The following is a 13,279-nucleotide window of genomic DNA, read 5'->3' as shown; positions in this document are numbered from 1 at the left end:
TCAATTATGACAGCCGCATGACAACCCCAGCCATGTAAGGGGCATCCATGCTTTCGCTGTTTCGCAAACTCATGCCGCGCGAAGACCGTTTCTTCGATCTCTTCGAGCAGCATTCCCGCACTGTCGTCGGCGCCGCCGAATCGCTCCGCACGCTGCTTGCCGGCGGCCCGGACATGGAAAAGCACTGCGACCGGATCGTCGAACTGGAAAACCAGGCCGACGAGATCACCCATGAGGTCCTGCAGGCCGTGCGCCGCAGCTTCATCACGCCCTTCGACCGCGGCGACATCAAGGACCTGATCCAGTCGATGGACGACGCCATCGACATGATGCACAAGACGGTCAAGACCATCCGCCTCTACGAGCAGACGAGCTTCCAGCCCGGCATGCAGGAAATGGGCGAGACCGTCGTCAAGGCCGCCCATCTCATCGCCGAGGCGATCCCGCTGCTCGACAAGATCGGCGTGCATGCCGGCCGCCTCGGCACCATCGCGGAAGAGATCACCCGCGTCGAGGGCCGCTCCGACGAATTGCACGACCGCGGCCTGAAGGACCTCTTCAGGGAATTCGGCAAGACCGATCCGATGGCCTATATCATCGGCAGCGAGATCTACGGGGAACTCGAGAAGGTCGTCGACCGCTTCGAGGACGTCGCCAATGAAATCAGCGGTATCGTGATCGAGAACGTCTGATGGACGCCACGCTCGCCCTTCCGCTGCTGGTCGGCCTCGTCGGCATCGCGCTCGTCTTCGACTTCCTGAACGGCCTGCACGACGCGGCGAATTCCATCGCTACGATCGTCTCCACCCGCGTGCTGCGCCCGCAATACGCTGTCCTGTGGGCGGCCTTCTTCAACTTCATCGCCTTCCTGTTCTTCGGCCTGCATGTCGCCGAGACGCTGGGCAAGGGCATCATCGATCCTTCCATCGTCAGCCCGCTGGTCATCTTCTCGGCGCTGATGGGGGCGATCATCTGGAACGTCGTCACCTGGGTCTTCGGCATCCCGTCGAGCTCCTCGCATGCGCTGATCGGCGGCCTCGTCGGCGCGGGCCTCGCCAAGACCGGCTTCGACGCCGTCGTGTGGAGCGGCCTCATCAAGACGGCGAGCGCCATCTTCCTGTCGCCGGCCATCGGCTTCTTCCTGGCGCTGATCCTCATCCTGATCGTCTCGTGGATCTTCGTGCGCCAGACGCCCTTTGCCGTCGACCGCACCTTCCGCGTCATGCAGTTCCTGTCCGCCTCGCTCTATTCGCTCGGCCACGGCGGCAACGACGCGCAGAAGACCATGGGCATCATCGCCGTACTGCTCTATTCGCAGGGCTATCTCGGCGGCGACTTCTACGTCCCCTTCTGGGTGGTGATCACCTGCCAGTCCGCCATGGCGCTCGGCACGCTGATGGGCGGCTGGCGCATCGTGCACACGATGGGCTCGAAGATCACCCGCCTCAACCCGATGCAGGGCTTCTGCGCCGAAACCGGTGGCGCGATCACCCTCTTCGCCGCGACATGGCTCGGCATCCCGGTCTCCACGACCCACACGATCACCGGCGCCATCATCGGCGTCGGCGCCGCCCGCCGCGTCTCGGCCGTCCGCTGGGGCATCGCCGGCAACATCGTCATCGCCTGGATCGTCACCCTGCCCTCGGCGGCAGCGATCTCGGCGCTGTTCTACTTCGCGGTGAACGCGGTTTCGGGCTGACTGCCAGCGGCGGAGCGATCTCACGGGCGCCTCCGCCGCTCTCATGCCTTGACCACCGGAATGTATCATCATATGATACACATCTGCTCGAGGCTGGCTGATGATCCGTTCCTACAAAGATTCGAGAACGGAAGCCGTAGCGATCGGCAATATTCCGAAGGGATTTCCGGCGGATCTTTCCAGATCCGCGATCCGCAAGCTGACGATGATCGAGAACGCAGCAACGCTGGACGACCTTCGAAGCCCTCCCGGCAACCGCCTGGAGGCCCTGAGGGGTGACCGCAAAGGCCAGCATTCGATTCGCATCAACGACCAATGGCGCATCTGCTTCGTCTGGTCCGACGGTGGCGCCGAGGCCGTCGAGATCGTCGACTATCACTGAGGCCGCACAAAGGAGATCGAAGATGACCAGCATCCTGCCTCCGGTCCATCCCGGCGAAATCCTTCGGGAGGACTATCTGCTGCCCCTCGGCATGAGCGCCGGCGCCCTTGCCCGAAAGCTCGGGGTTCCGCGCACACGCATCGAACGGCTGGCAACGGAGCAGTCGCCGGTCACGACGGACACGGCCCTCCGCCTTGCCAAATTCTTCAAGACCACGCCCCAGTTCTGGTTGAACCTGCAGACCAGTTACGACATCAAGATCACCCTGCCGGCCCTCAGGGACGAACTGGCTTCCATTCCCGAGATCGAAAGCCGGGACACTCCGGTAGCGGCTTGAGAACAGCTGCCCCTGCCCGCCAAGCGGTATTTTGTGAACGCCTCTTGACTGCTTCGCCCCGGCAATCGAAAACGCGCGGGAAGCGGGCGTGGCGAAACTGGTAGACGCAAGGGACTTAAAATCCCTCGGCCTTGGCTGTGCGGGTTCGATCCCCGCCGCCCGCACCAGCATTCTTCCGGAATCACGGCAAACAAAAAGGGTGCGGCCCCTGACGCTGGCCGCACCCTCTTTTTCAGCGACGTTTCAGGAGAACGTCAGGCCGAAAGCTTTGCCGCGATCTTGGCGACATGCGCGCCCTGGAAGCGGGCGGCATCCAGTTCGACTTCCGAAGGCTGGCGCGAGCCGTCGCCGTCGGTGATCGTCGAAGCGCCGTAGGGCGAGCCGCCCTTGACGGCATCGACGCCCATCTGGCCCTGGAAGGCATAGGGCAGGCCGACGACGGCAAGGCCGTGGTGCAGCAGCGTGGGGATGAAGCCGAGGATGGTGGATTCCTGGCCGCCGTGCTGGGTCGCCGAGGAGGTGAAGACCGAGCCGACCTTGCCGACCAGCTTGCCCTGCGCCCAAAGGCCGCCCGTCTGGTCCCAGAAATTGCGCATCTGCGAGGCGACCGTGCCGAAGCGCGTGCCGGCGCCGACGATGATGGCGTCGTAGTTTTCGAGTTCGGCCACGGTGGCGATCTCGGCCTTCTGGTCCATCTTGTAGTAGGAAGCCTTGGCAACCTCTTCCGGAACCAGTTCCGGGACGCGCTTGACGGTCACGTCGGCACCGGCCGACTTCGCGCCTTCCGCCGCAGCATAGGCCATGGCTTCGATGTGCCCGTAGGCCGAATAGTAAAGAACCAGAACTTTCGCCATCGTCGTCTCCTGTCTTGCGATGCCTTTCCGCTTGATCGCGGCGTCGCCTTGGATGTAGCACTTCAGGGTGGCGGCCACCCAGAAGCTGCCCGGTCGACAGACTGTTCACCCTCCATTGACAATGCCGCCGCATCGGTCGGCAATATTGTCCGAAGTCCAGAGAGCGCCCATGAGTTCCAGCCCCGCCGCCACCGCCGCCATGCTCGCCATCGGCGACGAACTCCTTTCCGGGCGCACCAAGGACAAGAATATCGGCCAGCTCGCCGACATGCTCTTCCTCGCCGGCATCGACCTCAAGGAAGTGCGCATCGTCGGCGACGACGAAGACGCGATCGTCGAGGCGCTGAATGCGCTGCGCGCCCGCCATACCTATGTCTTCACCTCCGGCGGCATCGGCCCGACCCATGACGACATCACCGCGGACGCCGTCTCCAAGGCGTTCGGCGTGCCGTGCCTGCACGATCCGCTGGCGATGGAGCTGCTCGGCGCGATGTATGCGCGGCGCGGCGTCGAGTTCAACGAGGCCCGCAAGCGCATGGCGCGCATGCCCGAGGGCTCCGTCCATATCGAGAATGCCGTTTCCACGGCGCCGGGCTTCCATATCGGCAATGTCTATGTGATGGCGGGCGTGCCGCAGGTCTTCACCGCGATGCTCGGCACCGTCGTGCCGAAGCTCGAGGGCGGGCGGCCCATGCTCCAGCGTTCCGTCGCCTCGCCCTTCGGCGAGGGAGATATCGGCAGCGCGCTCGCCGAGATCCAGAAGAACCATCCGGAGACCAGCATCGGCTCCTATCCGCGCTTTTCGGAAAACCGCTTCTCGACGGAAATCGTCATCCGCAGCCGCGAGGAATCTCCGGCGCTTGCGGCCGAACGTGATATACTTGCGATGATTGCAGAAATCGCCGCGGCCAAGGCGGGCGTTTGATCCCGATCAAGGTTGTGGCGTTTCGGCAGGCGCAAGTGTGGACCAGACAGGAGGCCGAAATGAGCTACAAGACCATCGTGGCGGTGCTGAGCGCCGCGGAGGATGCCGGCAAGGTGACGGACCACGCGCTCGCGCTCGCGCGCCGCACCGGCGGGCATGTCGTCGGCATTCACGCGGAATCGCCGGTCGTGGTCACGTTGATCGCGCCCATGGAATATCCCGATCCGAGCGCCGTCCTCGACCTGCAGGAACGCGCCCGCCGGCAATCGCGCGAGGTCGAGCAGGCCTTCCGCTCGCGCTGCGAGCGCGATGACATCTCCTATGAATGGCGCCTCTTCACCGGCACCGCCGGCTATGCCTCGGCCGGCGTCATCGACAGCGCGCGCGGCGCCGACATCGTCATCGCCGGGCAGTTCGACCCGGACGCCGACGGCCCGGCGCAGGAGGATATCGAGGACCTGCTCTACGAGAGCGGCCGCCCGGTCTATCTCGTCTCCAATGCGCCGGCCGGCCCCGAACCGATCGACCGGGTGCTGCTCGCCTGGAACGGCTCGAAGGAATCGGCGCGCGCCGCCTTCGACGCCCTGCCCTTCCTGACGGCGGCGAAGGAGGTCGAGATCTTCACCGTCGATCCGCCGGAGAACTCCATGCAGTCGCGCGAGTTCTGCGGCGCCGAACTTGCGGCGACGCTCGCCCGGCACGGCATCAAGACCACCGTCGCCTCGCGCGGATCGGAGCGGCATTCCGTCGCCGAGACCGTCAACCACCGTGCGACGGAGATCGGCGCGGGCCTCATCGTCATGGGCGCCTACAGCCATTCGCGGCTGCGCCAGCGCCTCTTCGGCGGCGTCACCAGCGCCATGATGCGCCACGCCCGCGTGCCGGTGCTGATGTCCCGCTGAGGCGGACTTGGCTGTGGATCGCCCGGCCTGCATGGCCGGGCGGCGATTTCCTTGAGCGGCGACTTGCATTAGAGAGAAGGAATCTTCTTTTTTTCCGCCTATCAGGAGCCCGTCATGTCGCTGCCCGACAAAGCCTTCCCCGTTTCCTGGGATCAGTTTCACCGCGACGCGCGCGCGCTCGCCTGGCGGCTGGCGGACGGAGACCGCGAATGGAAGGCGATCGTCTGCATCACCCGCGGCGGCCTCGTGCCGGCGGCGGTCATCTCGCGCGAACTGAACATCCGCCTGATCGAGACGGTCTGCGTCGCCTCCTACCACGATTATGTCTCGCAGGGCGACATGCACGTCCTCAAGGGAATCTCGCCGGAGCTCACCGAGCAGGGCGGCGAAGGCATCCTCATCGTCGACGACCTGACGGATACCGGCAAGACCGCCGCGCAGGTCCGCGCCATGCTGCCGAAAGCGCATTTCGCCGCCGTCTACGCCAAGCCCAAGGGCCGTCCGCTGGTCGACACCTTCGTCACCGAAGTCAGCCAGGACACCTGGATCTATTTCCCCTGGGACATGGGCTTCACCTACCAGGAGCCGATCGCCAAGGGCAGCCGCGGCTGATAGCGGCGGCGTCTCGCCTGCCCTGTGCGCCGGCGTTTCTTTCGCGCCAGAGTCCTCGCCTTTTCCAGCCGTTTTCCGGGCGTTTCCGCCCGGGAAGCCGCAGCATCGCGGCCGCTAAAAAGGGCCGCCGGCGAGTCGGGTTGACGGCAGGGAGAATCACTTTATCCACGGATCACAACTCTTCGGGGATGACTATTCCCTGATGTCGGGATGTCGAAAAATCCCTTCTTTTCACCCATGATTTTTTTTGCTTTTCCACAGAGGCATGTCACGCCGCCTCACCTTTCGGCCGGAACCTGCTGATTTTTCAGGCCTTGCGCGATGTCCCCATTTTCCACAGCCCACAGGCACAAGATATAGAGTTCAAACTTCATTCACAAACCAGCCCTTGACGAGAATCGGGCTGATGAGGTTAATGAATTCCAAGTTGCGGCGGCGACTGGACCGTAAAGTTACGAGGTCGGTTCCCATCACGAAATCGCGTTTCCTGCGCATGCGGCGGGGCGGATGATCCGCTCACCGCAAGGGTGCTTTTGCGCCCGGTTTTTTGATGCGCCTTCGCGCCCGCAGGGTCTGGAATAAACTATCTGTTAATACTATATTTAGTGTTTGCAGCCAAACTCAGCACAAGATACAGGACATCCGAGATCGATCGGGTTTCCCGCAAGGATTGGAAGATCGGGGCTGGCTGCAAGGGCATTGCGGCCGGACGGGGTTAATTGCGCCCTGTTTTCAACGACAGGATGCGGCAGCAGAGGACAACGGAAATGCGCATAGAACGTCGCTTCACAAAACCTGGCCAGTCGGCCTATGCGGAGATCGAGTTCCGCAAGGCCACCAGCGAGATCAAGAACCCGGACGGCTCCATCGTCTTCCGCCTGGCCGATATCGACGTGCCGGCGCAGTTCTCCCAGGTCGCCGCCGACATCCTCGCGCAGAAATACTTCCGCAAGGCCGGCGTGCCGGCGCGGCTGAAGAAGGTCGAGGAGAACGACGTTCCCTCCTTCCTGTGGCGCTCCGTGCCCGATACCGAAGCCTTGAAAGCGCTTCCCGAGGGTGAGCGCTTCGGCTCGGAAACCGATGCCCGCCAGGTCTTCGACCGTCTTGCCGGCACCTGGACCTACTGGGGCTGGAAGGGCAAGTATTTCGCTTCCGAGGAAGACGCTGCCGCCTTCAAGGACGAACTCGCCTACATGCTCGCCACGCAGCGCGTCGCCCCGAACTCGCCGCAGTGGTTCAACACGGGCCTGCACTGGGCCTATGGCATCGACGGTCCCGGCCAGGGCCATTTCTATGTCGACCCCTTCACCGGCAAGCTGACCAAGTCCAGGTCGGCCTACGAGCATCCCCAGCCGCATGCCTGCTTCATCCAGTCCGTCGAGGACGATCTCGTCAACGAGAACGGCATCATGGACCTGTGGGTGCGTGAAGCGCGCCTCTTCAAATACGGCTCCGGCACCGGCTCCAACTTCTCGCATCTGCGCGGCGAAGGCGAGAAGCTTTCGGGCGGCGGCCGCTCCTCGGGCCTGATGAGCTTCCTGAAGATCGGCGACCGCGCGGCCGGCGCCATCAAGTCGGGCGGCACGACGCGCCGCGCCGCCAAGATGGTCGTGGTCGACATCGACCATCCGGATATCGAGGACTACATCAACTGGAAGGTCAAGGAAGAGCAGAAGGTGGCGGCGCTCGTCACCGGCTCGAAGATCGTCGCCGGCCACCTCAAGGCCATCATGAAGGCCTGCGTCAATTGCTCGGCCGAGGGCGAGCGCTGCTACGACCCCGCCGAGAACCCGGCCCTCAAGCGCGAGATCCGCGCCGCCAAGAAGAGCCAGGTTCCGGAAAACTACATCAAGCGCGTCGTCCAGTTCGCCCGGCAGGGCTACAAGGACATCGAGTTCAAGACCTATGACACGGACTGGGATTCGGAAGCCTATCTCACCGTTTCCGGCCAGAACTCCAACAACTCCGTCTCGCTGAAGGACGACTTCCTGCGCGCCGTCGAGAATGACGGGGAATGGCACCTGACCGCCCGCAAGGACGGCAAGGTCATGAAGACGCTGAAGGCGCGCGACCTGTGGGAATCGATCTCCTACGCCGCCTGGGCGTCGGCCGATCCGGGCCTGCACTTCAACACGACGATGAACGACTGGCACACCTGCCCGGCTGCCGGCCCCATCCGCGCGTCGAACCCGTGCTCGGAATACATGTTCCTCGACGACACGGCCTGCAACCTCGCCTCGCTGAACCTCCTGCAGTTCAAGGACGCCGCGACGAAGAAGATCAACATCGCCGACTACGAACATGCCGTGCGCCTGTGGACCATCGTGCTCGAAGTCTCGGTCATGATGGCGCAGTTCCCCTCGCGCCAGATCGCCGAACTCTCCTACGAGTACCGCACGCTCGGCCTCGGCTATGCCAATATCGGCGGCCTGCTGATGTCCTCCGGCATCCCATATGACTCGGCTGAAGGCCGCGCCATCGCCGGTGCGCTGACCGCCATCATGACGGGCGTCGCCTATGCGACCTCGGCCGAGATGGCCGGCGAGCTCGGCCCGTTCCCGGGCTTTGCGCCGAACCGCGACAACATGCTGCGCGTCATGCGCAACCACCGCCGCGCCGCCTATGGCGAGACGGCGGGCTATGAGGCGCTGTCGGTCAACCCGGTCGCCCTCATCCATGACGAATGCTCCGATCCGGCCCTGGTCGCCCACGCCACCGCGGCCTGGGACAAGGCCGTGGCGCTCGGCGAGAAGCATGGCTACCGCAACGCCCAGACGACCGTCATCGCGCCGACCGGCACGATCGGCCTCGTCATGGACTGCGACACGACCGGCATCGAGCCCGACTTCGCCCTGGTGAAGTTCAAGAAGCTCGCCGGCGGCGGCTACTTCAAGATCATCAACCGCGCCGTGCCGGAAGCGCTGCGCACGCTCGGCTATTCGGAAAGCCAGATCGCCGAGATCGAGGCCTATGCCGTCGGCCATGGCAACATGAACCAGGCGCCGGCCATCAACCCGTCGACGCTGAAGGCCAAGGGCTTCACCGACGAGAAGATCGAAGCCGTCAATGCGGGCCTGAAGTCCGCCTTCGACATCAAGTTCGCCTTCAACCAGTGGACGCTCGGCGCCGACTTCCTGAAGGAGACGCTGAAGGTCACGGACGAGCAGCTTTCGGACATGTCCTTCAACCTGCTGGAGCATGTCGGCTTCACGAGGAAGGACATCGAGGCGGCGAATATCCACGTTTGCGGCGCGATGACGCTGGAAGGCGCGCCCTTCCTCAAGGCCGAGCACCTGCCGGTCTTCGATTGCGCCAACCCGTGCGGCAAGATTGGCAAGCGCTACCTTTCGGTCGAAAGCCATATCCGCATGATGGCGGCAGCCCAGCCGTTCATCTCGGGCGCCATCTCCAAGACGATCAACATGCCGAACGAAGCGACCGTCGAGGACTGCAAGAACGCCTACATGCTCTCCTGGAAGCTCGCGCTGAAGGCCAACGCCCTCTACCGCGACGGCTCCAAGCTCTCGCAGCCGCTCAACGCCTCGCTGATCGAGGACGAGGAGGACGAGGACGATGCCGTCGAGGCGCTGGTCGCCGCACCCGCCGCCGCCCAGGCCGTGCAGGTCACGGAAAAGATCGTCGAGCGGATCGTCGAGCGCCTGGTGCGCGACCGCGAGAAGCTGCCGAACCGCCGCCAGGGCTACACCCAGAAGGCCGTCATCGGCGGGCACAAGGTCTACCTGCGCACCGGCGAATTCGGCGACGGCCGCCTCGGCGAGATCTTCATCGACATGCACAAGGAAGGCGCCGCCTTCCGTGCGATGATGAACAACTTCGCCATCGCCATCTCGCTCGGCCTGCAGTACGGCGTGCCGCTTGAGGAATATGTGGAGGCCTTCACCTTCACCAAGTTCGAGCCGGCCGGCATGGTCATCGGCAACGACGCGATCAAGAACGCCACGTCGATCCTCGACTACGTCTTCCGCGAGCTTGCCGTGTCCTATCTCGGCCGCCACGACCTTGCCCATGTCGACACGTCCGACTTCGGCAACACCGCGCTCGGCAAGGGCATCCAGGAAGGCAAGACGAACCTGATCTCGACCGGCTGGACGCGCGGCCACAAGCCGACCCTCGTCCAGGGCGGACAGAGCGAGCGCTCGCTTTCCGAGCCGAAGGGTGCAGCCACCGCCGCGCCCGCCAAGGCAGCCTCGACCGGCAACGTCACCTCCTTTGCCGGCAGCGCCGCCCGCAAGCTGGAGCCGGCAACCGCCGTCGCCACCTCTGAAATCGTCGCCTTCAAGCGCGACTACGAGGAGCGCGCCGCCGAATTGGCCGAGGAGATCGCCGAAGAAGTGGCGGACGAAGCGCCCGAAAGCGTGACCGCCCTCTTCTCCGACAAGGCCGCCGCTGAAGCCGCCAGCGCCAAGGCCGAGGCCAAGAAGCTGGAAGCCGAACGCCGCATGCGCTCCATCGCACAGGGCTATACGGGCAACATGTGCTCCGAGTGCCAGAACTTCACCATGGTGCGCAACGGCACCTGCGAGAAGTGCGACACCTGCGGCGCGACCAGCGGCTGCAGCTAAGCGACCAGGACCGACCTGATAAACGAAAACCCGGGGAGCGATCCCCGGGTTTTCCGTTTCAATGCCACTCACGGCTCACGGCCGAGGATTCACGCGGCACGGAACGCCTTTACCTTTCTGGCAAATACGCGCCCATTTTCCCGCCCCCGGCCGATGGCAGCGGCAAACCCGGCCGAAAGCGACGAACTGCGGCAGGCACCTTTCCGGCCGCACCCGCAATGCATTGCAGCCTCGGCATGCACACGGTACATGCAAACCTCCCGTTACGGGAATCGACCTGAACCGAATCCCGTGATGCAGAAGGAACAGTCGATGCAGACAACGCCGCGCCGGGGGCTGGTCGCCCTTGCCTACCGCGTCCTCATCCTGCCGGGCGTCATCGCCTATCTCTTCGCCGTCAGCGTCGTGGTGCTTGCCGCCGACCGGTTCTGGCTCGTCGATCTCCTCACCTTCGCCTGGCCCTATGTGGTGACCATCGGCGCCCTCTTCCTCGTCGGCGCCCTGGTGACGCGGCGGCTGAAGGCGATCGCGATGGCGCTGCTCGGCATTGGCGTCGCGCTCATTCCCGCCTTCGACGTGCCGACCGCCCGCCCCGCCCGCGACGGCGGCGGAGGGCTCAAGGTCCTCACGGCCAATCTCTTCGTCGGAAATGTCGAAGGCCCTGCCCGCTTCATCGAGATCCTGCGCCGGGAAAAGCCCGACATCGTGGTTCTGGAGGAAACGACCCGCGCCTGGGACGAGGCGCTTTCGGCCGCCGGGCTCTACCCTTACCAGAGCAGCGCGGAAAGCCGCGCACGCGACAGCCTGAAGGTCTTTTCCCGCCTGCCGATCCGCGCCGAGACCGAGCTGAAGCGCGCCTTCACCGAGGAGCGCGCCTACAAGCAGCCGCTGCGTCTCGAGCTAGACCTCGGCGGAAAACCGCTCTTCCTCTACGCCTTCCATCCCGAAACGCCGCGCCGGCCCTGGCAGTGGCGCGACCGCAACGCCTATCTTTCCGCCGCCGCCGATGCGGTAAAGGGCGATCTCGAAAAGGGGCCGGTCATCGTCGCCGGCGACTGGAACACGCCCACCTGGTCGCCGTTCTTCCGCGGCTTCCTGCGGCAGGCCGGCCTTGCCTCCACCGCGGGCGGCTGGCTGCAGCCGGTGACGCGCTTCAGCATGAAGCTCGACGCCCTCGCCTATATCGGCGCCTCGATCGACCATATCGTCGTGTCGCCGGACATTTCCGTGCGGGCGCACCGCATCGGCCCGGCCTTCGGCTCGAACCACCTGCCGGTCATCGCCGAGCTTTCGCTGCCGGAGAGCTAGAGCACTTTCGCCGCCAACCCTTCGCCCCCGCCACAAAACACGCTATCCTGAGAAACACAACCGAAGGAGATGACCATGGCGACGGAAAAGGACAGCCCCAAGGCTTCGCTGGAAAAGGAACAGGCCCGCCAGAAGGAAAAGAGCCTCAAGGCCGAGCAGGACGACTATCTGGAGGAAGCGCTGGAGGAGACCTTTCCGGCCAGCGACCCGATCGCGCCCGGCGACGTCAGGGACCACGCGAAGTAAGACGGCCGCATGAGCCTGCCCTTCCTCTTCACCGGCCCGCAGGATGCGCCCGCCACCCTGTTGCTTGCCCATGGCAGCGGCGCGCCGATGGATTCGCCGGCGATGAATGCGGCGGCGACGGCGCTGGCGGCCGAGGGCCTGCGCGTCGCCCGCTTCGAGTTCTCCTACATGGCGGCGCGGCGCACGGAGGGCAGCCGCAGGCCGCCGCCGAAGGCCGAGACGCTGAACCCCGAATTTTGCGCCGCCGTCGCCGAGCTCGGCACCAAGGGTAAGCTCGTCATCGGCGGCAAGTCGATGGGCGGGCGTGTCGCCAGCATGGTGGCGGACGGGCTTTACGCCGAAGGCCGCATCGCCGGCCTCCTCTGCCTCGGCTATCCCTTCCACCCGCCGGAAAAGCCGACGCAGCTTCGCACCGCGCATCTGACGACGCTTCGCGTGCCGACGCTGATCTGCCAGGGAACGCGCGATCCCTTCGGCACGAGCGAGGAGGTTCCGGCCTATGGCCTGCCGGAGCGCATCCGCTTCCTGTGGCTCGAGGACGGCGACCATGACCTCAAGCCCCGCAAGAGCATTTCCGGCTTCTCCGCCGCCGACCACCTTGCCACGATGGCGAAGACGGTGAAGGCCTGGGCGGAAACGCTCTGAGCTGTTCCGCGGGAAACAGCGCGCCAATCCAGCCCATGCGACATTTCCCCTACCGGATGGCTCTTGCCTCCGCGCAAAACGCGTCCGCGTCTGCCACCGAGCGAGCCGCCGATATGGGTCGATCGGCCGGGCCCCGCCGGCAGACGGCCTCACGGGCGCGGCGAAGCCCGGATGCACCTCTCCGCATCCGGGCTTCGCCCTTTGCGGAGATTTCGCCCGCCAATCTCCCCGGCCTCGGCCACCGTGTTAGAGTCGCTTTCGCAATGACGGCTCTTTGACATCGGCATTCTCATCCAACGCGCCTGCGACTTTGAATCAAGTCGCTGCCGATTTGAATCCGCTTTCCAGGACAACCGTTTGAATATGCGTCACTATTGCCAGAGAGCCGCATCGCCTGCGAGAAGGGAACGTTAACCGGCGCATGCCATCATATCGGCGCTATCCCAGATATCCGGGCGATCCATGGCGCACAGCTTTTCCTATACGCATTACGACCTCGACATGCAGCGCAGCGGCATGGTGATCGAGATCACGCTTTCGGCCGTCGCCAATGTGCGCCTGATGAGCCATGCCAATTTCGATCTTTTCAGGAATGCTCGCCAGCACAAGTTCATCGGCGGCGTTGCAAAGCAATCGCCGATCCGGCTGAAGATCCCGCAAAGCGGCCACTGGCATGTGGTGGTGGACATGGAGGGCCTTCCCGGCAAGGCGGAGTCCTCGATCAAGCTGGTGCCGCAGGCGCCGCAGAAGCCGGCGCCCCGCTTCGGCGCCGCCTAGGGCCGATCG

13 protein-coding genes and 1 tRNA gene are annotated in these 13,279 nt (G+C 64.6%); 13 read left to right on the top strand and 1 reads right to left on the bottom strand.

The genetic code is table 11. The annotated features are described in order from the left end of the window. Positions 1-47 precede the first annotated feature (47 nt). The 5 genes from ShzoTeo12_RS04955 (at position 48) to ShzoTeo12_RS04935 (ending at position 2,585) form a co-directional block, all read left to right on the top strand. Entirely contained in the window at positions 48-692 is a 645-nt protein-coding gene (locus tag ShzoTeo12_RS04955) for a DUF47 domain-containing protein (RefSeq protein WP_119258401.1), read from the top strand. Next, complete coding sequence (locus tag ShzoTeo12_RS04950) at positions 692-1,699, top strand: inorganic phosphate transporter (RefSeq protein ID WP_119258402.1); 1,008 nt, start codon at positions 692-694, stop codon at positions 1,697-1,699. Before ShzoTeo12_RS04955 ends, ShzoTeo12_RS04950 begins: the two co-directional genes overlap by 1 nt. A gap of 100 nt (positions 1,700-1,799) precedes the next feature. Continuing rightward, positions 1,800-2,081 carry a type II toxin-antitoxin system RelE/ParE family toxin gene (locus ShzoTeo12_RS04945; protein ID WP_318911439.1) on the top strand — a complete coding sequence of 94 codons (282 nt, stop codon included), beginning with the start codon at positions 1,800-1,802 and terminating at the stop codon, positions 2,079-2,081. 22 nt (positions 2,082-2,103) lie between these two features. Then, positions 2,104-2,418: a HigA family addiction module antitoxin gene (locus ShzoTeo12_RS04940; protein ID WP_318911438.1), complete on the top strand. Its 315-nt coding sequence runs from the start codon at positions 2,104-2,106 to the stop codon at positions 2,416-2,418. Positions 2,419-2,500: 82 nt separating this feature from the next. Next, positions 2,501-2,585, top strand: a tRNA-Leu gene (locus ShzoTeo12_RS04935). An 87-nt stretch (positions 2,586-2,672) separates the two neighbouring features. Here the strand turns inward: ShzoTeo12_RS04935 and wrbA are convergent. Then, the gene (gene wrbA / locus ShzoTeo12_RS04930; RefSeq protein ID WP_318911437.1) at positions 2,673-3,272 is read right to left on the bottom strand and encodes an NAD(P)H:quinone oxidoreductase type IV; all 600 of its coding nucleotides are present in this window, start codon (positions 3,270-3,272) and stop codon (positions 2,673-2,675) included. 169 nt (positions 3,273-3,441) lie between these two features. Between wrbA and ShzoTeo12_RS04925 the strand changes: the two genes are divergently transcribed. The 8 genes from ShzoTeo12_RS04925 (at position 3,442) to ShzoTeo12_RS04890 (ending at position 13,270) form a co-directional block, all read left to right on the top strand. Next, positions 3,442-4,197 (top strand): competence/damage-inducible protein A, encoded by a 756-nt coding sequence (locus ShzoTeo12_RS04925; RefSeq protein WP_318911436.1) that lies wholly within the window; start codon positions 3,442-3,444, stop codon positions 4,195-4,197. Between the two features lie 59 nt (positions 4,198-4,256). Further along, entirely contained in the window at positions 4,257-5,099 is an 843-nt protein-coding gene (locus ShzoTeo12_RS04920; protein WP_119258404.1) for a universal stress protein, read from the top strand. 114 nt (positions 5,100-5,213) lie between these two features. Continuing rightward, entirely contained in the window at positions 5,214-5,711 is a 498-nt protein-coding gene (gene gpt / locus ShzoTeo12_RS04915) for a xanthine phosphoribosyltransferase (RefSeq protein WP_318911435.1), read from the top strand. A 767-nt stretch (positions 5,712-6,478) separates the two neighbouring features. After that, positions 6,479-10,294: a vitamin B12-dependent ribonucleotide reductase gene (locus ShzoTeo12_RS04910; RefSeq protein ID WP_318911434.1), complete on the top strand. Its 3,816-nt coding sequence runs from the start codon at positions 6,479-6,481 to the stop codon at positions 10,292-10,294. Positions 10,295-10,606: 312 nt separating this feature from the next. Further along, positions 10,607-11,602, top strand: coding sequence for an endonuclease/exonuclease/phosphatase family protein (locus ShzoTeo12_RS04905; protein WP_318911433.1), 996 nt, complete (start codon positions 10,607-10,609; stop codon positions 11,600-11,602). A gap of 75 nt (positions 11,603-11,677) precedes the next feature. Then, positions 11,678-11,848 carry a hypothetical protein gene (locus ShzoTeo12_RS04900; RefSeq protein ID WP_318911432.1) on the top strand — a complete coding sequence of 57 codons (171 nt, stop codon included), beginning with the start codon at positions 11,678-11,680 and terminating at the stop codon, positions 11,846-11,848. Between the two features lie 9 nt (positions 11,849-11,857). Continuing rightward, a complete protein-coding gene (locus tag ShzoTeo12_RS04895) occupies positions 11,858-12,493 on the top strand; it encodes an alpha/beta family hydrolase (protein ID WP_318911431.1) in 636 nt (211 codons plus the stop codon). A 462-nt stretch (positions 12,494-12,955) separates the two neighbouring features. Next, positions 12,956-13,270, top strand: a complete 315-nt coding sequence (locus tag ShzoTeo12_RS04890) for a DUF1883 domain-containing protein (protein WP_318911430.1) — start codon at positions 12,956-12,958, stop codon at positions 13,268-13,270. The last annotated feature ends 9 nt before the right edge of the window (positions 13,271-13,279 follow it).

The sequence above is a fragment of the Shinella zoogloeoides genome, assembly GCF_033705735.1.
In the GTDB taxonomy this organism is placed as follows: Bacteria; Pseudomonadota; Alphaproteobacteria; order Rhizobiales; family Rhizobiaceae; genus Shinella; species Shinella zoogloeoides_A.
This window is presented reverse-complemented; position numbering and strand designations above follow the sequence as displayed.